General features: G+C 61.7%; 24 protein-coding genes and 1 pseudogene. 13 read left to right on the top strand and 12 right to left on the bottom strand.

Annotated features, from left to right (window positions below):
- The first annotated feature begins 16 nt into the window (after positions 1 to 16).
- The 10 genes from MPJ51_RS11230 to MPJ51_RS11185 all read left to right on the top strand — a co-directional run bounded on the left by MPJ51_RS11230 (position 17) and on the right by MPJ51_RS11185 (position 8829).
- A complete protein-coding gene (locus MPJ51_RS11230; RefSeq protein WP_298386272.1) occupies positions 17 to 1162 on the top strand; it encodes a TRAP transporter substrate-binding protein in 1146 nt (381 codons plus the stop codon).
- A 115-nt stretch (positions 1163 to 1277) separates the two neighbouring features.
- Positions 1278 to 1790 (top strand): TRAP transporter small permease, encoded by a 513-nt coding sequence (locus MPJ51_RS11225; RefSeq protein ID WP_298386270.1) that lies wholly within the window; start codon positions 1278 to 1280, stop codon positions 1788 to 1790.
- 11 nt (positions 1791 to 1801) lie between these two features.
- Complete coding sequence (locus tag MPJ51_RS11220) at positions 1802 to 3130, top strand: TRAP transporter large permease (protein ID WP_298386268.1); 1329 nt, start codon at positions 1802 to 1804, stop codon at positions 3128 to 3130.
- Between the two features lie 12 nt (positions 3131 to 3142).
- On the top strand, positions 3143 to 4450 hold the full coding sequence (gene hisD, locus MPJ51_RS11215) for a histidinol dehydrogenase (protein WP_298386266.1): 1308 nt from the start codon (positions 3143 to 3145) through the stop codon (positions 4448 to 4450).
- Complete coding sequence (locus MPJ51_RS11210) at positions 4443 to 5204, top strand: SDR family oxidoreductase (protein WP_298386264.1); 762 nt, start codon at positions 4443 to 4445, stop codon at positions 5202 to 5204. Before hisD ends, MPJ51_RS11210 begins: the two co-directional genes overlap by 8 nt.
- On the top strand, positions 5201 to 6181 hold the full coding sequence (locus tag MPJ51_RS11205) for an alcohol dehydrogenase catalytic domain-containing protein (protein ID WP_298386261.1): 981 nt from the start codon (positions 5201 to 5203) through the stop codon (positions 6179 to 6181). The genes MPJ51_RS11210 and MPJ51_RS11205 overlap by 4 nt, the downstream gene beginning before the upstream one ends.
- 24 nt (positions 6182 to 6205) lie before the next feature.
- Positions 6206 to 6616 (top strand): universal stress protein, encoded by a 411-nt coding sequence (locus MPJ51_RS11200; RefSeq protein ID WP_298386258.1) that lies wholly within the window; start codon positions 6206 to 6208, stop codon positions 6614 to 6616.
- A gap of 49 nt (positions 6617 to 6665) precedes the next feature.
- Complete coding sequence (gene comD / locus MPJ51_RS11195) at positions 6666 to 7172, top strand: sulfopyruvate decarboxylase subunit alpha (RefSeq protein WP_170362110.1); 507 nt, start codon at positions 6666 to 6668, stop codon at positions 7170 to 7172.
- Positions 7169 to 7723 carry a sulfopyruvate decarboxylase subunit beta gene (gene comE, locus MPJ51_RS11190; protein WP_298386250.1) on the top strand — a complete coding sequence of 185 codons (555 nt, stop codon included), beginning with the start codon at positions 7169 to 7171 and terminating at the stop codon, positions 7721 to 7723. Before comD ends, comE begins: the two co-directional genes overlap by 4 nt.
- The gene (locus tag MPJ51_RS11185) at positions 7723 to 8829 is read left to right on the top strand and encodes an alpha-hydroxy acid oxidase (RefSeq protein ID WP_298386247.1); all 1107 of its coding nucleotides are present in this window, start codon (positions 7723 to 7725) and stop codon (positions 8827 to 8829) included. Before comE ends, MPJ51_RS11185 begins: the two co-directional genes overlap by 1 nt.
- Here the strand turns inward: MPJ51_RS11185 and MPJ51_RS11180 are convergent.
- Positions 8826 to 9701 (bottom strand): DUF5666 domain-containing protein, encoded by an 876-nt coding sequence (locus tag MPJ51_RS11180; protein WP_298386244.1) that lies wholly within the window; start codon positions 9699 to 9701, stop codon positions 8826 to 8828. The two genes, MPJ51_RS11185 and MPJ51_RS11180, sit on opposite strands and share 4 nt — an antisense overlap.
- A 2-nt stretch (positions 9702 to 9703) precedes the next feature.
- Positions 9704 to 10534 (bottom strand): DUF6502 family protein, encoded by an 831-nt coding sequence (locus tag MPJ51_RS11175; RefSeq protein WP_298386241.1) that lies wholly within the window; start codon positions 10532 to 10534, stop codon positions 9704 to 9706.
- Between the two features lie 152 nt (positions 10535 to 10686).
- On the opposite strand from MPJ51_RS11175, the gene MPJ51_RS11170 reads away from it, so the two are divergent.
- From MPJ51_RS11170 to MPJ51_RS11160, 3 genes are read left to right on the top strand one after another with little or no spacing between them, the layout of a single operon-like run.
- The gene (locus MPJ51_RS11170) at positions 10687 to 12315 is read left to right on the top strand and encodes an amino acid adenylation domain-containing protein (protein WP_298386238.1); all 1629 of its coding nucleotides are present in this window, start codon (positions 10687 to 10689) and stop codon (positions 12313 to 12315) included.
- A complete protein-coding gene (locus tag MPJ51_RS11165; RefSeq protein ID WP_298386236.1) occupies positions 12315 to 13628 on the top strand; it encodes a hypothetical protein in 1314 nt (437 codons plus the stop codon). Before MPJ51_RS11170 ends, MPJ51_RS11165 begins: the two co-directional genes overlap by 1 nt.
- A 2-nt stretch (positions 13629 to 13630) precedes the next feature.
- Positions 13631 to 14401, top strand: a complete 771-nt coding sequence (locus MPJ51_RS11160) for an enoyl-CoA hydratase-related protein (RefSeq protein WP_298386233.1) — start codon at positions 13631 to 13633, stop codon at positions 14399 to 14401.
- 101 nt (positions 14402 to 14502) lie between these two features.
- On the opposite strand, the gene MPJ51_RS11155 is transcribed toward MPJ51_RS11160, so the two are convergent.
- The 10 genes and pseudogenes from MPJ51_RS11155 to MPJ51_RS11110 form a co-directional block, all read right to left on the bottom strand.
- Complete coding sequence (locus tag MPJ51_RS11155; RefSeq protein ID WP_298386230.1) at positions 14503 to 15768, bottom strand: ABC transporter permease; 1266 nt, start codon at positions 15766 to 15768, stop codon at positions 14503 to 14505.
- The gene (locus MPJ51_RS11150; protein WP_298386226.1) at positions 15765 to 16685 is read right to left on the bottom strand and encodes an ABC transporter permease; all 921 of its coding nucleotides are present in this window, start codon (positions 16683 to 16685) and stop codon (positions 15765 to 15767) included. The genes MPJ51_RS11155 and MPJ51_RS11150 overlap by 4 nt, the downstream gene beginning before the upstream one ends.
- A gap of 11 nt (positions 16686 to 16696) precedes the next feature.
- Positions 16697 to 17809: an ABC transporter ATP-binding protein gene (locus tag MPJ51_RS11145; protein ID WP_298386223.1), complete on the bottom strand. Its 1113-nt coding sequence runs from the start codon at positions 17807 to 17809 to the stop codon at positions 16697 to 16699.
- Between the two features lie 117 nt (positions 17810 to 17926).
- Complete coding sequence (locus MPJ51_RS11140; RefSeq protein WP_298386221.1) at positions 17927 to 19051, bottom strand: extracellular solute-binding protein; 1125 nt, start codon at positions 19049 to 19051, stop codon at positions 17927 to 17929.
- A gap of 302 nt (positions 19052 to 19353) precedes the next feature.
- The gene (locus tag MPJ51_RS11135; RefSeq protein ID WP_298386219.1) at positions 19354 to 20499 is read right to left on the bottom strand and encodes an iron-containing alcohol dehydrogenase; all 1146 of its coding nucleotides are present in this window, start codon (positions 20497 to 20499) and stop codon (positions 19354 to 19356) included.
- Positions 20496 to 20639: pseudogene (locus MPJ51_RS11130) on the bottom strand (aldehyde dehydrogenase); the annotation flags it as partial. The gene MPJ51_RS11135 and the pseudogene MPJ51_RS11130, both read right to left, overlap by 4 nt.
- Positions 20640 to 20959: 320 nt before the next feature.
- Positions 20960 to 22321 (bottom strand): glutamine synthetase family protein, encoded by a 1362-nt coding sequence (locus tag MPJ51_RS11125; protein ID WP_298386217.1) that lies wholly within the window; start codon positions 22319 to 22321, stop codon positions 20960 to 20962.
- Positions 22318 to 23067 carry an N-formylglutamate amidohydrolase gene (locus tag MPJ51_RS11120; protein ID WP_298386214.1) on the bottom strand — a complete coding sequence of 250 codons (750 nt, stop codon included), beginning with the start codon at positions 23065 to 23067 and terminating at the stop codon, positions 22318 to 22320. Before MPJ51_RS11120 ends, MPJ51_RS11125 begins: the two co-directional genes overlap by 4 nt.
- A complete protein-coding gene (locus tag MPJ51_RS11115) occupies positions 23064 to 24761 on the bottom strand; it encodes a Na/Pi cotransporter family protein (RefSeq protein ID WP_298386210.1) in 1698 nt (565 codons plus the stop codon). Before MPJ51_RS11115 ends, MPJ51_RS11120 begins: the two co-directional genes overlap by 4 nt.
- Before the next feature lie 6 nt (positions 24762 to 24767).
- The coding region (locus MPJ51_RS11110; protein WP_298386207.1) for an inositol monophosphatase family protein at positions 24768 to 25368 on the bottom strand (601 nt) is incomplete at its 5' end.

The following is a 25368-nucleotide window of genomic DNA, read 5'->3' as shown; positions in this document are numbered from 1 at the left end:
CTTGGGAGGGCAATTTATGAACAACGACAGAAACGAACTTGCGTCGGCGGAGCGTCGCAATTTCCTGAAGCTCAGCGCCGGTGGGGCGTTCACCGCGGCACTGGTTGCCGGGGCCGGTGGTGTGCTGTGGTCGTCCGAGGCCGCGGCGCAGACCGCCAAGGAAGAAAGCGAGCGTGAAAAGGCCGCTGATCACGTGATGACGATTGCGACGGCCTATGTGCTGGGGGCTTCGCGCAGCTATCCGATCATGCAACTGGACCTGAAGGAAAACATCCAGAACGCCACTAACGGCAAGGTCTATGTCAAACTGGCCCCGGGCGGGCAGTTGGGTGCCGGTGGCGCGCTGGTGCAGAAGGTGCAGGGTGGCACCATTCAGGCGGCACAGCATTCGCTGTCGAACTTCGCGCCCTTTGCCTCGACCGTGGACCTGATCAACATGCCGTATCTGTGCGGCTCGAACCAGCGGTTCACCAATCTGGTGCATTCCGACACCTGGAAGAACGAGGTTCATCCCAAGGTCGAAGCCGCAGGCTTCAAGGCGCTGTTCTATGTGGTGATCGACCCGCGCGTCGTGGCCGTGCGTCAGGGCGGCAATGCCATCATCACCCCCGGTGACATGAGCGGCATCAAGTTCCGCGTGCCGGGGTCAAAAATGTTGCAGCAATATTACCGGATGGTCGGCGCCAACCCGACACCGGTGGCGTGGGGCGAAACCCCCTCGGCGATCAAGCAGGGCGTGGCAGATGCTCTCGACCCGGCGGCCGGGGCGCTTTATGTCTTTGGCTTCAAGGATATCCTCAGCCATGTGACCTTCACCCAGGCGGTGCCGGACAGTCAGGTTTATTCCTGTAATCTGGAATGGTTCAACTCGATGCCTGCGGATGTGCAGGAAGGCATCATGTGGGGGTCCGAGATGACCAGCCATCAGAACCTGTCCAAAGTGCCATCGGCCCGCGCCTATGCGATGGCCGAGCTGAACAAGGCCGGGGTCGAGTTCCACTCGCTGAGCAGCGATCAACTGGCCGAATGGCAAGATGTCGGTGGCTATCAGCGGTCCGAATGGGACCCGTTCAAGACCGAACTGGCCGGGTCCATGGACGCCTTCGAGAAACTGGTCGAGGCGGCGGGCACGCAGGGCAAATACTACGTCCACGACGCCTGATACCTGCCGCGCGGGCGCTGACCGGGCGCCCGCCTCCCAATCCTCCTGACAGCCGGGCTCGGAAGGGTCCGTAACAGAAGACCTGTGCCCGGCTGTCCCATCGTTGAGGGATATGATGACCGTTTTTCAGACTATAGACCGCAATGCCGAACGCTGGCTGCTGCTGGTCTTTTACGTGATGCTTGTGATCACCATGGCTATCGAGGTGCTGCGGCGGGAGATTTTCGCCTATTCCTCGATCTGGGGTGAGGAAATCGTGCGTTATTCCTTCATCTATCTGGCCTGGATCGGTGCGGCGGCAGCGGTCAAGGAACGCGCCCATATCCGCATCGACGTGATCATGCATTACCTCGGGCCGCGCCCCAAGGCGGTACTGTATATCTTTGGCGATCTGGTGATGTTCGTCGTCGCCGTCATCGCGCTCTACTGGTCGTATGAGGCGGTCCATGTCTCGGCCAAGTTCGGGTCGGTGACCGATGGGTTGCGGGTGTCCAAGGTCTGGTTCCTGATGGCCGTTCCCACCGGGTTTGCGCTGATGATCTGGCGGCTGATCCAATCCCTTCTGCGCGACCTGAAATCCCTTCGCGACGGCACCCCCGTCTTCGAAGGTGACAAGCTGTTTGACTGAGGAGAAGACGAATGCTGTGGAATTCTCTCAATCAAACCGTTGAGCTGGGCTGGGATTTTTATGTTCCCGTAATTCTGTTCGTTGGCCTGATTGCGATGGCGGTGCCGGTCTGGGCCGCGATCGGATCGGCAGCGATCGTGATGCTGATCATGTCCGGCGACCTGCCGCTGAGCCTTGTGGGCGAAAGCCTGTTCACCGGTATCGACGCCTTTGCCCTGACCGCCGTGCCGCTGTTCATCCTGACCGGCGACGTGCTGGTGCGCACCGGGCTGTCGCGAAAATTCCTCGACGTGGCCGAGGCGCTGACTTGCTTTGCCAAGGGCGGGTTCGGATCGGCCACCGTGCTGGTTTGCGGCATGTTCGCGGCCATCTCGGGTTCGGACGCTGCAGGCGCTGCTGCCGTGGGTCGGATGACCATCAACCGCTTGGTCGAAAGCGGCTATCCCCGTCCCTATGCCTGCGCGTTGGTCGCCGCCGGGGCCTGTACCGGCATTCTAATCCCACCGTCGATTGCCTATATCATCATCGGCCTTGTGCTGGGCATTTCCGCCTCGACCCTGTTTCTGGCGGCCCTCATCCCCGGTCTGGCCATTCTGGTGTCGATCCTGATCACCAATATCATCATGAACCGCCTCTATGCCTATGAGGGCGGCGGCGTGATGACCATGGGCGAATGGCTGGCTAAACTGGGCAAGGCGCTGAAATCCGGCTGGTATGCCTTTATCGTGCCGGGCATCATCTTCTATGGCATCTTCTCGGGCCGCCTGACGCCCACCGAGGCCGGGGCGACCGCCGTCGTGGTCACCATCATCATGGGCTTTGTCCTGCGCACGCTGACGCTGGCTGATTTCCCCTCGATGCTGGTCAGTTCGGCCAAGGTGAACGGTGTGATCCTTCCAATCATCGCATTCTCGGCCCCGCTGGCCGAGGCGCTGGCGATCATGGGCGTGCCGCAGGGCTTCGTGACCTCGGTTACCTCGCTGACCGATGATCCCTATCTGCTGATCCTGCTGATGATCGGCATCCTGATTGCCGCGGGCTGTGTGATGGAGACAACGCCAAACATCGTGATCCTGGCGCCGATCCTGAAACCGCTGGCCGACAATATCGGCATGAACGAAATTCAGTTCTGTATCATGATGATCACCGCGCTGGGTGTGGGGTTCATCACCCCGCCGCTGGGCCTGAACCTGTTCGTGGTCTCGGGCATCACCGGCGAGTCGATCCTCAAGATCGCGGCCCGTGCGGTGCCTTTTGTGCTGACCATGTTGATTGTTGTCATCCTGATCGCCTATGTGCCTGCGGTCTCGACCACCCTGCTTCCAGAAATCTACCAATAGGACCTGCTGAAAATGCCTCGCGACTACTTGAAAAAAGCGACCCTGACGGCCCAGTCTCATGCGTCAGAAGTGCATGATACGGTCAAGACCATCCTTGCCGATATCGAGGCGGGCGGCGATGCCAAGGCGCTGGAATATGCGGCCAAGTTCGACAAGTTCGAGGGCAACGTGCTGATGACGCAGGCCGAGATTGATGCGGCCATCGCCTTGGTGCCGGAAAAGCTGAAAGCCGATATCCGCTTTGCCCATGACAATGTGCGCCGCTTTGCCGAAACGCAAAAGGCCACGGTGTCGGATGTGCAGATGGAGATCGTGCCGGGCTTCATCGCCGGTCAAAAGGCAATCCCGGTGGATGCGGCGGGCTGCTACGTGCCCGGCGGGCGGTACAGCCACATCGCCAGCGCAATCATGACCGTGACCACCGCCAAGGTGGCGGGCTGCCGCCACATCACCGCCTGTTCCCCGCCGCGCCCCGGCGAGGGTGTGGCCCCCGCGATTGTCTATGCCGCGCATATCTGCGGCGCTGACAGCATTCTGGCCATGGGCGGTGTGCAGGGCGTGGCGGCGATGACCTATGGGCTGTTCGACCTGCCCCGCGCCAACATCCTCGTGGGTCCCGGCAACCAGTTCGTGGCCGAGGCCAAGCGTATTCTCTACGGCAAGGTCGGCATCGACATGATCGCGGGGCCGACCGACAGCCTGATCCTGGCCGATGGCAGCGCGGATGCCCATGTGGTGGCGACCGATTTGGTCAGTCAAGCCGAGCACGGATATAACTCGCCCGTCTGGCTGGTGACGGATGACCGGGCGTTGGCGCAGAAGGTGATGGAACTGGTCCCCGCCCTGATCGACGACCTACCCGAACTGAACCGCGACAACGCCTTTGCCGCATGGCGCGACTATGCCGAGGTGATCGTCTGTTCGGATCGTGAGGAAATGGCCGCCTGTTCCGACGAATACGCGCCCGAGCACCTGACCGTGCAGGCCGAGGATCTGGATTGGTGGCTGGACCGCCTGACCTGTTATGGGTCGCTGTTTCTGGGCGAAGAAACCACCGTCTCTTATGGCGACAAAGCCACCGGGACCAACCACGTGCTGCCGACCTCCGGCGCGGCCAGCTATACTGGCGGGCTGAGCGTGCATAAATACATGAAAATCGTTACCTGGCAGCGGGCAACCCGCGAGGGGTCGAAATCCATTGCCGAGGCCACCGCCCGCATTTCCCGTCTGGAAGGGATGGAGGGCCACGCCCGCGCCGCCGATGTCCGTCTGGCCAAGTATTTCCCCGACGAACAGTTCGACCTGACCGCCGATGGATGACCCCCGCACCCTTTTTGACCTTGCGGGCAAGGTGGCATGCGTCACCGGCGCAAGCTCGGGCCTTGGGCGGCAGGTGGCCACGGTTCTGGCTGCCGCCGGCGCTCGGGTCGTTGGCGTGGCGCGTCGGGAAGAGGCGCTGGCCGGTCTCTGTGACGAGATCGGAGACAGCGCCGCTGCCGTCACCGCCGACGTGGCGGACCGGTCGCGGCTGGACGCGCTGGCGCAGCAGGTCTCGGACCCCTTTGGCGCGCCGGATATTCTGATCCACGCCGCCGGGGTGAACACACGCGAGGCGGCAGATGACGTCACCGATGCGGGCTGGGATGCGACGCTGGCCCTGAACCTCAGCGCGCCGTTTTTTCTAAGCCAGGCCATGGTGCCCGCGATGAAGGCGCGCGGCTGGGGGCGGATCGTGAATTTCGCCTCGCTCCAGACCACGCGCGCCTTTCCCGGCGGCATCGCCTATGGCGCGACCAAGGCCGGGATCGGCCAGTTGACCCGCGCCATGGCCGAGGCCTGGTCGCCCCACGGCATCACCGCCAACGCCATCGGCCCCGGCTTTTTCCCGACCGAGCTGACGCAGACCGTGTTTGACGACCCCGACCGCGCTGCCCGCAATGCGGCGCAGACCTGCATCCGGCGCAATGGACGGCTGGAGGATATCGATGGCCCGATCCTGTTTCTATGTTCCAGGGCCTCCGACTATGTCACCGGTCAGGTCCTGATGGTTGACGGAGGGTTCACCGCGAAATGAAAGCACTGGTTTACGAAGGTGTGGAACAGATGGCCCTGCGGGAGGTCGCCGACGCCACGCCAAACCCGGGGGAACACCTGATCCGGGTCGAGGCTTCGGGGATCTGCGGGTCCGACATGCATGCCTATCTCGGTCATGACGCCCGCCGCCCTGCCCCGCTGATTCTGGGGCATGAGGCTGCAGGGATCATCACTGGCGGTCCGCAGGAAGGGATGCGGGTGACCATTAACCCTCTGGTCACCTGCGGGACCTGTCCGGCCTGCACATCGGGGCGTGAGAACCTGTGCCCGATCCGTCAGATCATCTCGATGCCGCCACGCGAAGGGGCCTTTGCCCAGTTCGTCGCGATGCCCGAACGCAATCTGGTCGAGGTCCCCGCCCATGTGCCCCTGTCCCAGGCCGCGCTGGCGGAACCGCTGGCGGTCAGCTGGCATGCCGCCCGGCTGGCGATCGAGGCGCTGCACCCGGCGATGGACCGGCGCGCGCTGGTGATCGGCGGCGGCGCGATCGGTGTGGCGGCGGCCTTGGCCCTGAGGGCGATGGGGATTGCAGAGGTCACCATTGCCGAACCCAACACCCTGCGCCGGACCTATCTGCAAAAGCTGGACGGGCTGATCCTGACAGATACGGCGGAAGGGGCCTATCCGCTGGTGATCGACGCGGTGGGCTATGCGGCCACGCGCGCCGCGGCCTCGGCCTGTGCGCAACCCGGCGGGGTGATCGCGCATGTGGGCTTGGGCGAGGATACCGGCGGGCTGGACGTGCGCAGAATGACCTTGCAGGAGATCACCTTTATCGGCACTTACACCTATACGGCCGAGGATTTCCGCCAGACCGCGCAGGCCATTTTCGACGGGCGTCTCGGCGCACTGGACTGGGTCGAAACCCGTGGCCTGTCCGAGGGTGCGCAAGCCTTTCGTGATCTGCGGGCTGGTGCTGTAGCGGCACCCAAGATTATCCTGACGCCGTGGGAATAGTTACGCCCGTATTGGAGGCCCTCAATGTATAAAAAAGTTCTTGTCCCGATGGCGCTGGATCACGGCATCTCGCAACACACGCTGGAAGTGGCCCGCGCCCTGTCCGCCGAGGGGGCCGAGATCATCGCGCTGCATGTCTATGAAATGCCGCAGGGCTCGGTCAGCGCCTATCTGGACAAAAGCGCGGTGGAGGAAGGCTTTCAGCGCGCCCGGATTCACCTGATGGAAAAGGTTGAAGGGCTGGACGGCGTCCGGGCGGAAATCGTCAAGGGCCACACGGCGCGCACCATCATCGACTATGCGGCGGATAACGAGGTCGATTGCGTCGTCATCGGCTCGCACAAACCGGGGCTCAGCGACTATTTTCTGGGCTCGACCGCCTCGCGCGTGGTGCGTCACGCAAGTTGTGCGGTGCATGTGCATCGCGGGTTGTAACCGGCTGACCCTATGCAGGTCGGCCTCATACAGGACAGACAGACCGGATATGAACATAGACAAGAAGATCACTGATGATCTGGTGGCGAACGACATCTCGTTCGTGACCACCGTGCCCTGCAAGCAACTTGCAGGCGTGATCGAGGAAATCGACGCGCGGGATGAGATTTTTCACATCCCCTCGAACAAGGAAGACGAGGGGATGGGCCTGTGCGCGGGCGCATGGATGGGCGGCAAACGTCCCGCCATCATCATGCAGAACACCGCCATCGGCGTCACGATCAACACGCTGGCCACGCTGATCCAGTATTATCGGATGCCGCTGCCCATGCTGATCTCGTATCGGGGTGAGCTGCGCGAGCCGGTGGCCTGTCAGGTCGAGATGGCTGTCCATACCAAAGCGCTGCTGGCGCAGATGAACATCCCGACCTACCATTTCCACCATCAGGCGGATGTCGAGGAACTGGATGCGATCCTGAAATACACCTTCATGTGCAACAAGCCGGTCGCCATCCTGACCGACGCCAATTTCTGGGGAGGCTATGGCGACCAATGATCCGTTCTGAGATTCTGAAAGAAATCGCCCCGATCCTGCGTGATCAGCTTGTCGTCTGCAATATCGGCATTCCCAGCCAGGAACTGCATGCCATCGACGATCAGCCGACCAATTTCTACATGCTGGGCACAATGGGGCTGGCATCCTCCATCGGTCTGGGACTGGCGCTGGCGCAGCCCAAGCCGGTGATCGTGATCGATGGGGATGGCTCGATCCTGACCAATCTGGGCACCCTGCCCACCATCGCCAACAATGTGGCCGATAACTATATCCTGTTGATCGTCGACAATGGTTCTTACGGGTCTACCGGCGATCAACCGACCTATGCCGGCCAGAAGACCTCGCTGTCGAAAATGGCCGAGGCTGCGGGGTGCGAGCGGGTGATCGAATGCGCCGCCGAGGATACGGGCCGGGTGCTGCAAGAGGCGCTGGATGCCAAGCAGATGACCATCATCGTGGCCAAATGCGAAAGCGGCAATGCAAAGATGCCGGTCATCACCATGGACCCGGTGGTGATCCGCGACCGCTTTATGAAGGCCGTTCAGGCCTGATGGGCACAAGTGCCATCCACAGTGCCGACGACGCCCGCCGCATCGCGCGGCGGCGTCTGCCGTGGATGGTGTTCGACTATATCGACGGCGCGGCAGGGCGTGAGGCCGGGGCCGCGCGCGACCGGGCTGCGCTGGACGCCGTGACCCTGCGCCCGCGCATCCTGCGCGATGTCAGCGACCGGTCCATGACCAGTTCGGTCTTTGGCCAGCCTGCGCAACGCCCGTTCGGGATCGCGCCGATGGGGATGTGCAACCTGTCCGCCCCCGGAGCCGATCTGATGCTGGCTCGTCTGGCCGCACGCTATTGCGTGCCTCTGGGCGTTTCAACCGTCTCCTCGACCCCGATGGAGGATCTGATTGTCGAGGCTGAGGGCCACGCCTGGTTCCAGCTTTATTTCAGCGGCGACGGGTCGGGTACGTTCAAGCTGGTCGACCGCGCCCGGGCCGCCGGGTACGAAACACTGGTGCTGACCGTGGATGTCCCCGAACTGGGCCGCCGCCCGCGCGAGTTACGCCACGGGTTCAAGATGCCGTTTCGAATGGGCCCGCGTCAGGTGCTGGATTTTGCCCTGCACCCGCGCTGGTCGCTGAATACGTTGCTGCGGGGCAAGCCGCAGATGGCGAATTTCCTGATGGACGGTTACGATTTCGACCGCACCGAAAGCCGCGCCAAAGCAACGTGGGAGACGCTGGCCCGTCTCAGGGATCAATGGGGTGGTAATCTGGTGGTCAAGGGCGTTCTGGATGCCGAGGATGCACGGGCGTTAAAGGCCGCGGGTGTCGATGCCATTCAGGTCTCGAACCACGGCGCGCGGCAAATGGACAGCGCTCCACCTCCGATCTCGGTCCTGCCGGATATTCGCCATGCAGTCGGGGATGATTTCCCGCTGTTTTTCGACAGCGGGCTGCGATCCGGTGAGGACGTCATGAAAGCCTTGCAGAGCGGGGCCGATTTCGCCTTTTTCGGACGCATCATGCAATTCGCCATCGCGGCCGAGGGCGAGGCCGGGCTGGAGCAGCTTTGGTCGGTCCTCAGCGCCGAGCTGGACACCACCATGGCGCAGATCGGGCTATCGTCGCTGGATCAGGCACGGGCCCGACCCTAGCACCCAAGCACGGTAAGGAGCTGCATGGTCTGATCGGGTCCAGTCGCCGCGTCAAGCTGTCCTCTCTGACCGCAGCGAATGACGCGGGCGTCCTGATCAATCATGTCGGGGCGATCCGTATAGGCGACCAAGCCGCTGCCCAGCACCGTGTACAACCCACCGGGGCGCGGCGCGGAAAAGTAGCCTTCGACCTGAACCACGCCAACCGCTTCATCGAACAGCCCGGTTTCAAGACGAGTGGCGCGGATGCCGTCTGCGGTGGGCTGGCCATGGACCCGGATCAGATCACCGGCCTGCAGATGCCGGGGCGTCAGGCCGGTAATGCTGCTGCCACCGATTGTCAGACCCCCGGTTGCATCGGGGCCAAGGTAAGTCCCGCTCAGCCGAGCCTCGGGCGCGGGACCGGGCAGCCTGTCGATGCGCGAGGCACGCACCCGGTCATCCTGCCACAAGCCGCTGATGGCAACCCAATCGCCGACGCCGATGTCCGGTGCAAGGTCCCGGGCATCGATCCGGGTGCCCAGAACGGTCAGATCGCCGCCCCTTATGGCACTGACCGGACCAACCAAAGGCAGGACCTGACGGATATGTTGCGCCTGCCAGTCGTTGCCGTCGCGGGTGACGATGACGGCAACCGTATGACCCGGGCGCAGCCCGCCTGCCGTCAGGGCGGTGACCGACCCGTTGACCGGCATCGTGCCATCGATTTGGATATGCTGGCCGTTTACATGGATGCTGCCCAGATGGGTGATCGTGCCGACAATGCCGGTGCCGATGATCCCGCCTTCCCGTTCCTCACTGTCCTGCGCCCCGGCGGCGGACAGCCACAAACCCATCAGCAACGCGGCCAAACCCCGGCGAAACCAAACCATGCTCAGGCATCCTCTTGCCGCTGTTCACCCCGGGCGTCCGGTGGTGACGCCAGGATATAGGCCCCCAGAACGAACCGACCCCGACATCCCTTGTTCTGGTCCTTGTCCTGCAAAGCCCGGGCCAGCGCGTTGATGTCCTGCAACAGCGCCTGCGCCTGCGTGTCAGAGGCACGGCGCAGCTCTTCGACGGAGTCGGGGGACAGATGCGAATAGCGGACGGCGCGGTCGAAATTGCGGGCCGCCTCGGGCTCGGCCAACAGGTTCTGCGTCGCCGCTGTCAGATGCGCCGACAGGGTTGCCTGATAGGCGGCCACCTGTTCGGCCCCACCACCCGACGGCAGAAAAGCGTGGGACAGCAGGCGCAGCTGACCTGTCTTCAGTTCTTCGACGATCTTCTGATCCAGAAGCGTGTTCAGAACGGTGCCCGATGCCATATCGACCCGCGCCAGACGCACCAGATCGTCAAAACCCGGCCCGGTTTTGTCGCCCTTGCGGGTCAGATCGCGGGGGGTGCCGTCCGTGGATTGAAACTCGGGCGAGGTGGCCCAATAGCTGATCACCAGCGCCGCGGCGCTGCAACTGCGCCGTTCGGGCGTGTCGTCATCCAGATTACGCAGCCGTTTGACATCCTTGCGATGCAACCCGGTCAGCAGGCTGGCCCGGCTGTCGCTGAGCTTGACCTCCGATGTCGCCTCGGCCGCCGTCAGCAGCGCCTTTTTCAACGCCTCGGTCGCGGTGCCGATTGTCACGCCATGCGCCACCATCGCTTGCGCCAAAGGCTCAAGCAACGCAGGCAGCGCGGATTCCAGAGGAGGCTTCGGGGCAGTCGACATCGCGGCACTCATTAAAAGTCTTTGGCAGATTACATCTATTGGTCGTTAACCATTTTTACGGCTTCGTGACCATATCGTGATCAATTGTGACAATTGGTGGGAAATTTTCCCATTATCACTAAAGCGTGACCCCCTTGTTAACGGAGAACGCTATGCAGAATTTTGCTGTAAATCCTTCGAAAGACATTCACCCCCTGACATCCTTCCCTCCATGCTCGTCCATTCCGGCAGGCGCATTGACCATGCTTGCGCCCAAGGACCGGGAGCAGTTCAAACGATTTGGCTGGGGCCCAGAGGTGCAGCCGCGCCATGCCACGATTGCGGACGCGATCCGGCACAGCCTGCGCCACCATCCTGACGCAATCGCCGTCGAATGCGCCGGATATCAGCTGAGCTATCGGGCGTTGGACGACGCCTCGAACCGGTTGGCAAACGTGCTGCGTGCCCATGGCGTAAAGCGTGGCGATGCGGTGTGCCTGTTCCTGCACCGCTCGATCGAGATGGTGGTGGGCATCGTGGCGGCCATGAAGCTGGGCGCGGCTTACGTGCCGCAGCATGTTGGCGTCGCCCCGACCGAAACCATGCGCCACGTGGCCAAGGTGACCCGCGCGAAAGTGCTGCTGAGCCTGTCACATGTGGCCGACCAGGTCCCGGTAGAGCCGGACCAAACCCTGATCCGCATCGACACCGTGATGTTCGACCCGATGCTGGACAGCCCCGCACCCAACCCGCACCGCTATGCCCCTGCCCCAGATGATCTGGCGATGATCCTGTTTACGTCCGGAACAACGGGCGTGCCGAACGGGGTGAAGGTGACCCATGGCAATCTGGCCAATATCCTGCTGACCGCGCCCGGTGATCTGGGGATGCGACCGGGGCTGAAGGTCGGGCAGATCCTCTCCATCGCCTTTGATATGGCCGCGTGGGAGACGCTGGGGGCGCTCGCCAATGGCGCGACGCTGGTTATTCGCGGCAAATCGATTCAGGAAACGGCCGAGCAGGTGGATGTGCTGATCGCCACGCCCTCGATCCTGAATGCGCTGGACCATAGCCGTTGTCAGCAGGTCAGGGTGGCCGCCGTCGCGGGCGAACCCTGCCCACGCCCGCTGGCTGATACGTGGTCGTCCTTCAGCACCTTCTACAACTCCTGCGGGCCGACCGAGACCACGATCATCAACACCGCCGAGCCGCACCGCCCGGACAAGCCCACCCTGTCCATTGGGCGCCCGACGCCCAACAACACGGTCTATGTTCTGGACGAGAACCTGCAGCCCCTGCCCATCGGGCAGAAGGGTGAGATGTGGGCAGGCGGCGATTGCGTGACCGCCGGATATCTGGCCAACCCCGCCCTGACCGCCGAGCGCTATCGCCCCGACCCGTTCCGCCCCGGCCATATGATGTTCCGCACCCGCGATCTGGGCCGCTGGACCCCGACCGGAGAGCTGGAGCATTTCGGGCGCGTCGATGACATGGTCAAGATACGCGGCTTCCGGGTCGAACTGGACAGCGTGACCAACGCGCTTGAAACCTCGCCCTGCTGTCAGCAGGCGGTGACCCTGCAATATGACAGCCGCAATCTGGTCAGCTTTATCTCTCCGGCGTCGGCCTGCCCGAAACGGGCGGCGCAATCGGTGGCGGACCGGTTGCCCTATTACTGCAACCCCACCGTGGTGATGCCGATGGACACCCTGCCCCGCACCCCGCGCGGCAAGCTGGACAAGCGGCTGCTGCTGGAACTGGCGCAGACCCACATCGCCGAAACCGGGCCGGAGATGCACTGATGACCACGCAAACCACAAATCTGGACACAAGCGCCAGCAACTGGCGCCGGGTCACCCGCCACCCCGCGTTGATGGAGTATCGCCGTCTGGCCTTTCTGGTCGCTGCGGTGAACCTGTATGTGTTTGCCACCGGCCTGCGCGACGGGGTCTGGTTTTCGCATGGGGCCTATGCGCTTGGCCCCATCGCTGACATGGCGCTGATCAACCTGAGCCTTGGCATCCTGATCCGGCAGCAACGGGTGGTCAACGCCCTGTTCTGGCTGGCCACCCGGGTGCCAACCTCATGGCCGCTATGGATACGCTGGGGCGCCGGAAAGGTGTTTCATTTCGGAGGGTTGCATTCCGGCGGCACGGTTGCGGGCACGATCTGGTTCGGCTTTCTGCTCTATGCGATGATCTGGAACCGGATGAACGAAGCCACCCTTCCCTCGGACCTGACACTGGGCCTGAGCGGGGTGATGGTGGCGTTGATGAGCCTGATGGTGATCACCGCCCTTGGACCGATCCGCGCGCGCTTTCACAACGGGTTCGAGAAGATCCACCGCTTTGTCGGCTGGACCGTTCTGGCGCTGTTCTGGGCGCAGACCGTGTCGATCACTCGGGACACTGGTGGCGATCTGTTGCACAGCCCGGCCTTCTGGATGCTGTGCCTGATCACCCTGTCGATCCTGTCTCCCTGGCTGACACTGAAGCGGGTGAAGGTCGAGATCGTGAAGCCGTCAAACCACGCGGTGATTGCGCGGTTCGACTATGGCGATACGCCTTTCCTAGGCAGTTCCAACGCGATCAGCCACAGTCCGTTTGGCGAGTACCATTCCTTCGCCAATATCCCCTCGCCCGGCCACAGCGGCTATCGTCTGGCGATCAGCCGCGCGGGGGACTGGACCGGGCGGTTCATTGATGCGCCGCCCGAGAAGGTCTGGGTCAAGGGTATCACCACCTCGGGCGTGGCGCGGATCGAGGTTCTGTTCAAGAAGGTCGTCTATGTGGGCACCGGCTCGGGCATCGGACCAATCCTGCCGCATCTGCTGGCCGACGATGTCCCGAACCGGCTGATCTGGTCCACCCGCAGCCCTCGCAAGACCTATGGCGATGCGCTGGTGGATGAGATCGAGGCCCACACCGAAGACCCGTTGATCTGGGACACGGACTCGCAAGGCAAACCCAACCTGTCGGCGCTGGCGCTGCAGGCGGTGCGCGACAGCGGGGCCGAGGCGGTCATCGTGATCTCGAACCAGAAACTGACGCGCCGGGTGGTGCATGACATGGAAAGCCTGGGCATCCCGGCCTATGGCGCAATCTGGGACAGCTGATCATGTATGACACGATTGTAACCGAAGTGCAGGGGCGGGTCGCAACGATCCGCCTCAACCGGCCCGATCAGCTGAACGCGTTGAACACGCAGGTGATGGAGGAAGTGCTGGCCGCCGCCACCGGTTTCGACGCCGACCCCGGCATCGGCTGCCTGATCCTGACCGGCAATGACCGCGCCTTTGCCGCCGGGGCCGATATCGGCGAATTAGCGGTGCAGACCTATGCCACCATGCAGGCCAGCGATTTCTTCGCCGGATGGGACAGGTTCGCGGCCCTGCGTCTGCCTAAGATCGCTGCCGTCAGCGGCTATGCCCTGGGTGGGGGGTGTGAGGTTGCGATGATGTGCGATCTTATCCTCGCTGCCGAGACCGCGAAATTTGGCCAGCCCGAAATCAAGATCGGCTGCATTCCCGGCATCGGCGGCACCCAACGCCTGACCCGGTTGATCGGACGAGCGCGGGCGATGGACATGATCCTGACCGGTCGCATGATCGACGCGCAAGAGGCGTTGCAGATGGGGCTGGTCAGCCGTGTTGTTCCGCCCGAGGCGCTGATCGACACTGCGCAGGAGGTGGCTGCAACCATCGCCTCTTACGCAGCTGACATCACCCAGATGGCGCGGGCCTGCGTGAATATGGCCGAGCACAGTACGCTGGAGGTTGGCCTGCGCTACGAACGGCAGATGTATCACGCGCTTTATGGGCTGCCCGCCCAGCAGGAAGGCATGGCGGCGTTTCTGGAAAAACGTCCGCCCCGGTTTCACGCGGATTGACCGTCAGGGCGCGGTTTCTTCGGCCTTTGCCTTATGCGCGGCGGGTTGAGAAAAAAGCCAACGGTACAAATGGAAAAGGGCGCCCGAAGGCGCCCTTTTCTTTAGTCGTTTTGCAGACTGTTGGGGTCAAAGGCCCCTCCGAAGCCACTGTTGTTCGAGGGTTGGGTATCGTTGTTCGAACCTTCCTCTCCCTCATCAGTGCCTTCGTCGCCACCCAGCGTGTTCGGAGCAAACACATTGCCGAAACCACTGTTGTTCGAGGGCTTCGGTGCGGATTGCGTCGCGCCACCCTGCTCGGCTTCGTTCTGCTTTCGGCGCTCTTCGCGTTGTCTGCGCAGCTCCTGAATACGCTCTTCGGCTTCCAGACGCTTTTGCTCTTTCACGTTGGCGATACACTGGCCAGGGTTGTAGGCCGTGGCCGTACCCACCACCGTGATCGTGGCAATCGCGAACACCACCAGCAGGACCGCTGCCATGTTACCGGCAAAGAAGCTGGGCAGTTTGATCTTGCCTGCCAGTTCCTCGACCGTGGCTTTCTTGCGGGCCGCAGCCACCAGTTCCTGACGCTTCAGCTTGGCCTCGTTCAGCAGGGCAAAGAACACGGTCAGTGCCACGATGATGAAGGCCAGCGCCGAGATCGCGGGCGTGATGCCATAGCGCACTTTCTGCGCCAGTTCGATCGTCAGCGTCGGGTATCCGCCAAAGGTGAAGGTGGTGGTGTTGTAGTTCTCGAACGAAGCCAAGAACGCCAGCACCGCCGCCGATGCAATCGCCGGACGCATGAACGGCAGCAGGATCTTGCGGAACGCTTGCGCATGGCTTGCGCCCAGATCCAGTGCCGCTTCGGTCAGGGCGACGTCATAACGCTGCAGCCGCGCCACCAGCACCAGCATGCAGTAGCTGGCGATAAAGGTGGATTGGCCGATCACCGTCAGGAAGATGCCGTTCGACAGGAAGCTGTCCGCCCCCAGCCCCAGCATCCGGTTGATCCGGTCCCAGAACACCAGCGTCGAGATACCCAGAACCACACCCGGGATCAGGATCGGAGCGATGATGATCGTGTAGTAGGTCGCCCGCAGTTTTGGCCAGATCTGGGTCAGCAAAAGCGCACCGGCCAGACCCATCGCCACCGACAGGACCACCGTCCCGGCACCGATGATCAGCGAGTTCTTGATGCCGTTCAGGATGCGCTGATCCTGCATCAACTCTCCGAACCACTGGAAGGTCAGGCATTCCCAAGGCGTCATCCGCGGGAATTCCGACGAGTTGAACGCCGTGATCGACATGATCACCAGCGGACCCAGCAGATACAGGAAGAAGATCGCCAGATAGACCCAGATGCTTATACGAAGGAAGGAATTATTCATTTCCCGATATCCCCCATATTCACCTTGAACAGGCGCATCATCGCCAGCACGAACAGGATACAAGTCACCAGCAGAACGATGGCGTAGGCGGCCCCCTGCGGCCAGTCATTGTTGTCGTTGAATTGCTGATAGATCAGCTGCGTGAACCACAGGGACGACGGCCCGCCCAGAATCTGCGGTGCGGCCAGTGCACCGGCGCTCAGCATGAACACCATGGTACAGCCCGAGCTGATGCCCGGCTTGGCGTAAGGAATGACCACGCGCCAGTGAATCCGCCACCAGGGCGCACCCAGGTCACGTGCGGCCTCGATCTGGTTTTTGTCCAGACTTTCGATCACGTTATACATCGGGAAGATCATCAGCAGGATATAGGCATAGCCCAGACCGGCATAGAGCGCGATGTCATTGCGGATGAAGTCAAACGGCGTATCCCAGATGCCCAGACCCACGAACAACGTGTTCAGCACACCCGTCTCGCCAAAGATGATCCGCAGCGCAAAGGCGCGCAGGATTTCGTTGATCCAGTAGGGGATGATCAGCATGATCGCGAAGATGCGGATGTGATTGCCCTTGTTCTGGCCCAGATAATAGGCGATCGGGTAGCACAGGATCAGGTTGAAGATGGTCACACAGACCGCCGCCAGCAGCGTGCGGAAAAACACCTTCAGGTCGACCACGTTATAGTCCTGACCACCGCCTTCCGGCCCGTAGATCAGATACTTGTAGTTCTCCAGCGTATAGACGTCCTTGGGACCGCCAATCTCTGGCGGCGGCAGGTTCGGACGGAAGGAAAAGTCCAGCATCGACAGCTGTGGCAGGATGATCAGGCCAATGGTCCAGAACAGGACCAGACCCAGGATCGCCAGCCCCATGCCGGTGCCGTTTCGGTTGAAGAATTCTTTGAGGAATTGGGGCATCTCGGGTCCCCTTATTCCGCGGCCAGTTCACCCGCAGGAACCAGAACCGCGTTGCGGGTCTCGTATTCCAGCGTGATGTTCTGACCTGTATGGTCTTCGAAGGACTGACCGTGGTTGGGGATCGAGACCTTGATCTCTTTGCCGCCTTCGCCTTCGGTGAAGATGTTGAAGACGTTGCCCTCGAACTCTTCGTGGTTGACCCGGGCCGTGACGAAATGGTCCCCGGTGGCCCCATCGGGTGCAATTGCAAAAGCTTCGGGACGCACGAACATCATCGCGTCGTCGCCTTCTTTCATCTTGCCTTGGTTGGCGGTCGAGATCCGCGCCACCAACTCGCCCGAGCGGTTGGTCGCGATCAGCGCCTCATTGCCCATGACTTGTTTAATTTTGCCGCGGAACACATTGTTTTCACCGACAAATGAGGCCGCGAATGCCGTGTTGGGATCGTTGTAGATGGTCTTGCCATCGGCGATCTGGTCGATCACGCCTGCGCGCATGACGGCGATGTTGTCCGACATGGTCAGCGCTTCGCCCTGGTCGTGGGTGATATAGATGAAGGTAATGCCGACACGCTGCTGAATCTCGCGCAGCTCGGTCCGCATGTGCTGACGCAGCTTGAGGTCCAGCGCCGACAGCGGTTCGTCCAGCAGCAGCACGTCGGGTTCGGCACATAGCGCGCGGGCGATGGCGACACGCTGGCGCTGACCGCCCGAAAGCTCGCTGGGCAGCTTGTCCCCCTGCCCCGGCAGCGCGATCATGTCCAGCAGCTCATCAGCGCGCTTGCGGCGCTCGGCGGCGCTGGCGCCCTTGATTTCCATCGAGAAGGTGATGTTTTCCCAGACCTTCATCAGCGGGAACAGCGCCAGGTTCTGGAAGATCAGCGCGGTCGGGCGTTTGTTCGGCCCGATGCCCTTCATGTTGTTGCCACCGATCAGGACATTGCCTTCGCTCGGCTCAAGAAAGCCCGACACGGCGCGCAGGATGGTGGTCTTGCCGCAGCCCGAGGGGCCAAGGAACGAAAAGAAATCGCCCCCGTTGATATTTACATTCGCATCGCGCACGGCAACAAAATCACCGAAACGGATCCACAGGCTTTCCAGATCTACTCCGACCCCTGCACTCATCTTTGGTATCTCCCTGAGATATGGCTGGCAGCCACACCACATCATTATCCGCTCCACCGGGATGGTGGGCGGGTGGATGCCCCCCGCGCGTGCGCGAGGGGCCCTGTTTCAAGACGATCAGGCGCTCTTGAACTTGTTGACGAACTCGGTCCGGGTTTCCGCGTACCAGGGTGCTTCGGCCGGCCACGGGTTCAGGTTGGCCAGCGAGTCGCCCGGATAGGCTTCGGCGAAGTTCTTCTTGTAGGTGTCGCCCGAATACTGGTCGGCACCCAGAACCGGCGAGTTGTAGCCATGGCTGTCGATCGCCACACCGGCCGGCTTCGCCTGATAGGCAAAGTCGATGAAGGCATAGATCTGATCGATATTGGCGGCACCCGACGGCATTGCCAGACCATCAACCCAGGCCATCGCACCTTCGACCGGAGCTTGATAATGCACCGGCTCACCAGCGGATTTCAGCGCCAGCGGCGGGCCGTCCCAGGTCTGGCCAACAACCACACCTTCGTTCAGCAGGCCGTTTTTCTGGGTGTCGGCGTCGTTCCAGATCAGCTTGATCCGGTTCTTGCGCGCGATGCACCAGTCGGTGATCTGACCCCAGACCTTGCGCATGGTGTCTTCGTCACCATATGCGGCCCAGACCGAACCCGGCTCCATCTCGCCCGAGGCTTCCATGTACAGACCCGCGCCCAGCATCATCGAATGCGCCCGGCCCATGGTCTTGCCCGCGTTCTCTTCCGACCAGACATCGCCATAGGACGGCGCGTCACCTTCGGGCAGCCACAGGTCGGTGCGATAGGCAATACCTTCGGTGCCCCAGATATGCGGCAGCCAATGCGCGCCGGAACCGCCAAAGTTCCACGCTTCGGTGCCGATCTTGGCCATCGCCGGGTTCACCAGATCAATCGGAACCTTGTTCATGTCGAACGGCTGCAGCAGTTCCAGCGGCTCCCACTGAAGCGAACGGTTGTTGGTCGGCGAGACGATGTCAAAGCCCTGACCCTTGGTCGCCTTCATCTTGTTGATGATTTCTTCGTTCGAGCCGATACCGGTGTAGTTCACCTTGATGCCGGTCAGGGTCTCGAACTCCTGAATGAAGCTGGGCGGCAGATAGTCCGACCACATCAGGATGTTGATCTCACCCGAAGAGGCCAGCGCGCTTTTGCTATACAGCGGGGCCGCCAGAGCCGCAGCACCGGCGCCTTTCAGCACCGTACGGCGGTTCAGGGTTTTATGAGTTGTCATAGTTAGGTTCTCCCTTAGTTGGATTTTTGAATTGTTGTTATAAGTGCAGGCTAAACTTTTCCCGCAGGGCTGTCAGTCCAAAAGTGACAGTTGAAGCCTTTCGATAGGTCCAGATATACGATTTGGATTGCGACAGTTATGTGAAATCCAGGCTCATATCGCATCTGTTTTTCCAGCCTTCCGGAAACTGGCGGAAAACGTGGTTGTTCAGTCGTTTTTTGTATTTCAAAGGGTTGTCCCGCCGCCCACGCGCCGGGACCAGGATTCGGGTATGACAGATCGCCACATGCCCGCCAAATCCGTTAAATCACCGCCTCGAAAAGGTCCGAGAGGTTTTCTTCGGTCAACGCGATAGGGTTTCCGCCGCAGGACGGGTCGATGATTGCCCCTTTGACCAGTTCGGGGATAGCCTCTTGGGTGACCCCCAGATCGGCAAGCCTGCGCGGGATGCCGAGGCTGTCGTTGAACTCCTGCACGAAGGCACGGAACCCATCAAAGCCGCCCGCGATTCCCAGATAGGCCGCAGCCTGATCGAAACGGTTGGCGATCACAGGGGCATTGAACTCCAGAACGCTGGGCATACAGACCGCGTTGGTGGTGCCGTGATGAGTGTTGAACACCGCCCCGACCGGATGGCTCATGGCGTGGATCGCGCCCAGCCCCTTCTGGAAAGCGGTGGCGCCCATGGCCGCTGCGCTCATCATCTGGGCGCGGGCTTCGATATCGGTGCCATCGGCATAGGCGCGCGGCAGGTAATCCTTGACCAGACGCATCCCTTCCAGCGCGATACCTTGGCTCATCGGATGGTAGTGCGGACTGCTGAACGCCTCGACACAATGGGCAAAGGCATCCAGACCGGTGCCTGCGGTGATGAACTTGGGCATGCCCACGGTCAGTTCGGGGTCGCAGATCACGACTGTCGGCAGCACCTTGGGGTGAAAGATGATCTTCTTGGCGTGGGTTTCGGAATTGGTGATAACGCTGGCGCGCCCCACTTCCGACCCCGTCCCGGCAGTCGTCGGCACGGCGATGATCGGCGCGATGGCAGCGGCGTCGGCGCGGGTCCACCAGTCGCCAATATCCTCAAAATCCCACACGGGCCGCGTCTGGCCGCACATGAAGGCAACCATCTTGCCCAGATCCAGACCCGAGCCTCCGCCGAACGCAATCACCCCGTCATGGCCACCCGCGTTGTAAGCCGCGACACCGGCCTCGAGGTTCTTTTCATTCGGGTTCGGGTCCACATCCGCAAACAGGCCCCGGCCCAGACCGGCGGCCTCCATAATATCCAGCGTCGCCGCGGTGATCGGCAGATCGGCCAGCCCCTTGTCGGTGACCAGCAGGGGACGTTTCATCCCGGCGGCCGCGCAGGCCTCGGGCAGTTCCTTGATCCGGCCAGCGCCGAACTTGATTGCGGTCGGATAGGACCAATTTCCAACAAGGCTCATGATGTTACCTTCTTCAGATGGTAGGATTTGGGGCGTGTCAGGTTGTGATAGCCGATGACGGACAATCCGCCACCCCGCCCGGTGTTCTTTCAGCCGGTCCAGTAAAACCCGGCGTCTGGATAATCGGCCCGGTTCACGAAGTCGAACTCATTGTCTGCAATCAGATCATTGGTCACGTCATGGCTCAGGAACACATCCTCAGGCCCGCACGCCCCGTGGAAAGCCTGCGCCCGACCCGCAACCTCAAACATCGCCTCACACGACAGAACCTCACGTTCCGCATAAACCGATCCGTCAATCGGCGAGACACATTGCAAAACCTGCCCCACGTCCGCTCCATTTCCGAAAGAAACAGGGTCCCCTGCTTCATCTGGCCAAAAATATCCCGGGGAGCCGCCATTTGTGCGCCATTGGTTCGAGCACCAATGGCGGCGGGCAGAGCCCCCAGCCTGACCCAACCTCAAGCTCGCTCGAACCCGCGGGCAATTTCCCAATCCGTCACCACGCGCTCGAATTCCTCGATCTCCACCTCTGCGGCACGGGTATAGTGGTCAACCACCTCATCCCCCATCGCCGCCCGCAGCATCGCCGACCCGTGCAGCGCATCCCGCGCATCGCGCAGATTGGCCGGGATCATGCCCGTCTCGCCCTGATAGACATCGCCTTTGGTGGGCGGCTGCAGTTCCAGCCCTTCCTCGATGCCCGCGATCCCAGCGGCCAGCATCCCCGCCATCGCCAGATAGGGGTTCATGTCCGACCCCGGGATACGGCACTCCACCCGGATCGCCTTGGTCCCGTCGCCGCACAAACGAAACCCGGCGGTGCGGTTGTCCACCGACCAGATGATCCGCGTCGGCGCAAAGGTGCCCTTCATGAACCGCTTGTAGCTGTTGATATACGGCGCCATGAAACAGGTGTAATCGGCGGCGTATTTCAGCAGCCCCGCCATGTAGCTTTTCATCACCGCCGACATGCCGAGCGAATCTTTTTCGTCGAAAAAGATTGGCGCCCCGTCCTTCCACAGCGATTGATGTACATGGCTGGAACTGCCGACCTTCTCGTGATGCCATTTCGGCAAGAAGGTCGCTGCATGGCCGTGTTGCCAAGCAATCTCTTTCACCGCGTTTTTGGCGATCGAGTGATACTCGGCCGTCTGCATCGCGGGTGCGTATTTGATGTTCAGTTCTTCCTGCCCGGTTTCTGCCTCACCCTTGCTGTTTTCGACCGGGATACCCGCATTCCACAAATGGTTGCGGATCGGGCGCATCACATGCTCTTCCTTGGTAGTCTGAAGGATGTGATAGTCTTCGTTATAGCCCGAGATCGGCTCCAGATTGCGAAAACCCTCCTTGCGGATTTCATCAAAGCTTTTCTCGAACAGGAAGAACTCCAGCTCGGTCGCGCACATCGCCTCATAGCCCATCTCTTTAAGACGATTGACCTGCTTTTTCAGGACCGAGCGTGGCGCGTGCGGGACCTCTTCATGCGTATGATGATCCAGCACGTCGCACATCACCATCGCCGTGCCTTCCAGCCACGGTACCAGGCGCAACGTGTCCAGATCAGGCTTCATCACATAGTCGCCATAGCCCCGTTCCCAAGAGGTCGAGGCATAGCCGTCCGGCGTGCCCATTTCCAGATCGGTGGCCAGCAGGTAGTTGCAGCAATGGGTCTCTTCCCACGCGCCCGCAACGAAATGACCGGCATGAAAGCGTTTGCCCATCAAACGCCCCTGCATGTCGACCATGCAGACCAAAACCGTGTCGATCTCATCCGCCGATACACGCGATTTAAGATCGTCAAAACTGAGTGTTCCGCTCACGATGCGCCCTCCCTGATCGTGATATCCTTCAGCGCCGGTTCCAGCAGCGCCAGTATGTCTGTCGCCATGGTGGCGACCTGTTCGTCGGTGCGCATCAGGTCGTTGCGCACTTCGATCATGACATTGGCCAGACCCCGGCTCAGCGCGTGCAGGCGCAGGGAATGGGTCACGCCGTCGGCAGGGCCATAGGGCTGGTTCCGCTCAGTCCGGCGGTGCGGGATGCGATCCACATGATTCAGCATGGCATCGACCAGACGGCTGTCGTCGTCATGCAGCAAGCCCAATTCGACCGCCCGAAGCTTGCCGTAGTAGACCGGGGTGAAGGAATGCACCGTCACCACCACCGTGTCCGGCCCGCGCGTGTCCAGAACCCGGGCCACCGCCGCGCAGAAGGGATCGTAAACCGCCGCCGTGCGGGCATCGCGCTGTGCCTGCGTCAGGCCGACATTCCCGGGCACCGCGATCAGTTCCGATTTCTCGGGCATCGCGCTGGCGGCCTCGGGCGGGCGGTTGCAGTCATAGACCAGCCGCGACACCGTCGAGGCCACAACCGGCGCGTCCAGCGCCCGCGACAGGGCCAGTGACAGGGCCCGCGCGCCTGGATCCCAGGCGGCGTGGCTGGTCCGGTCGGCCTCGGCCAATCCCAGGCCATCGTATTCGTCCGGGATGCGGTTGCTGGCATGTTCGCACAGCACAACCACCCGGCCCTTGCCCGTCGGGTTGAGTATTTCGACCGGGGCGGTCATCCCTTGACCTCGGTTTCGCTGTCTTCAACCTGCGGCATATCCTCGATCAGCCGCGTTTCCAGCAACTGCCCATTGCGGTAGAGGATCGGATAAGCGACTGCCGCAATATGACTGTTGAACTCGCGGAAGGCGCGCAGGGTTTCCAGATGGATATCGCTGGTCTCAAAGCTTTCGGTCGTGCCATGTTGCAACCGCTTGAGGTGGCGTTTGCGGCTGTCGCGCTCGGCCCGCTTGATCTCGGTCTTTTCCAGGCTCAGCAACCGCGCGCTTTCCAGATCATCCGAGATCAGCACGTTCGAGGCCAGTTTGAGATTGGCCATGATGCTTTCATGCATCTCGATTAGCTCTTGCCAGCCCTCTTTCGAGAATGAGGCCCCCTTTTTGCGCATGGTGGCCGCCAGCACTGCCAGACGTTTGGCCACCACATCGCCTGCGGTTTCCAGCCGGATGGCATATTCCATCAGGTCGCGGGCGATCTTGGCGTTGTCCTTACCAAAGCCATCGGCCGGTATGGCGGCCACATAGCGGCGGATGCCGGACAGGCAGTCGTTCACATCCTCATCCATCTCACGCACTGCACGGATTTGTTCCTTGTCGCCGGTCCGGTACAGCTCCAGCATGGGGCGAAACATCGCCTCGACCAGATCGCTCATCCGCAAAAGCTCGCGCTTGAGGCTGGAGAGCGACTGGCTGGGGCTGTCGAGGGTGCGCATGTCTAGAACGCTGCCCGGTCGCGCATTCTGTGCAGCGGCACTGGCCGTCATCGGTTCAGGCATCAGCCGCACGAACAGACCCTGCAGGCGGCCACAAAATGGCAGGGCCAGCACCAGAAGCGAAGCGTTGAAGGCCAGATGCGCGTTGACCAGCATCTGCCCACCCTGCGGGTCGCCCAACAGCCCGCCCCGAAGTGCCAGATTGGCCGCAAACAGTGTGACCACAGCCCAACTGCCACGTAAAGCGAGGTTGGCATAGGGGATGCGCCGCGCAGGTATCTCCATCCCGCGCGTCAACCAGACCGGGATAAAGGCCGAGCCGAAATTTGCGCCCAGCACCAGCGACAGGCCAGCGGCAAAGGGAATGGCACCGATCTGAACCAGCGTCACACACATCAGGATTGCCGCGACCGAGGAATGCATCACAAAAGCCAGCGCGCCGCCGACCAGAAAGGCGGTGATATAGTCCCGCGCCAGATAATCGGCGATTGCGGGCAGAAAGGCGCTGTCGCGGATCGGGTCCATCGCCTCGCGCAGGAACCGCAGCGAGATCAGGATAAAGGCCACCCCCATCAGGATACGCCCCAGCTGCCGGGCCTTCTTCGCCTCGGTCTTGACGAACAGGTAACCACCTATCGCCAGCAGCAGAGGCACCAACCAGTCCAGTTTGAACGACAAGATTTGGATGATCAGGGCCGAACCCAGATCGCCACCCAGCACAATCGCCAACCCGGTGGAAAACCCCAGCATCCCGCTGGCTGCAAACCCCGAGGACAACAGCGCAACCGCGGCCGAGCTTTGCAGCACGATGGCCATCGTAAGGCCCACCATCGACGCCTGCGTATAGCTGCGCTGGCCGGTCATCACCCGCTGGAACGAGGCACCATAGCTGCGCTCGATCCCTGTACGCACCATGCGCACCGCGTACAGCAGCAGCATGGTCGCTCCGGCAAGGCTTATGATAAAACTGACAATCGCCATTTTGGGTTACCCGCGCACCAGATCCAGCATCTCGGCATGCAACTCGGACGTGGCTGCCGAGATCACGCGCCCATCAGAGTTCAGGTCCAGCGCCTTGCCATCCCAATCGGTCATAATGCCTCCGGCAGCGGCGACGACGGCCTGAACGGGCAGATAGTCATAGGGTTGCAGATCATAGTCAATCACCGCGTCCACATAGCCCGCAGCCAGCAGGGCGTGCGGGTAACAGTCATAGGTAAAGCGGCGGGTTTGCCCCGATTGCATCAGACGGCCGAACAGGACGGGGTAATCCCGGTGGATCTTGTCGCCCTCGTTCACAAACAGGATGGATTGGTCCAACCGGGTCTGAGTCGACGTCCGGATCGGTTCGCCATTCAGCGTGGCACCTTGCCCCGGCACGCCCAGAAAAACCTCGTTCAGCGCAGGCATGCCGATGACACCGATATCCGGCTTGCCATCCACCAGATGCCCCAACAGGAAGCCGAACAGCGGGTGGCCGGACAGAAAAGACCGGGTGCCGTCAATCGGGTCGACAATCCAGACCTCGCGGCGGTCCTGACCTTCGAACCCGTGTTCTTCGCCGAAAATGCCGTGATCGGGGAAATGC

It is taken from the genome of Ruegeria sp., assembly GCF_028066395.1.
Taxonomy (GTDB): domain Bacteria; phylum Pseudomonadota; class Alphaproteobacteria; order Rhodobacterales; family Rhodobacteraceae; genus Ruegeria.
This window is presented reverse-complemented; position numbering and strand designations above follow the sequence as displayed.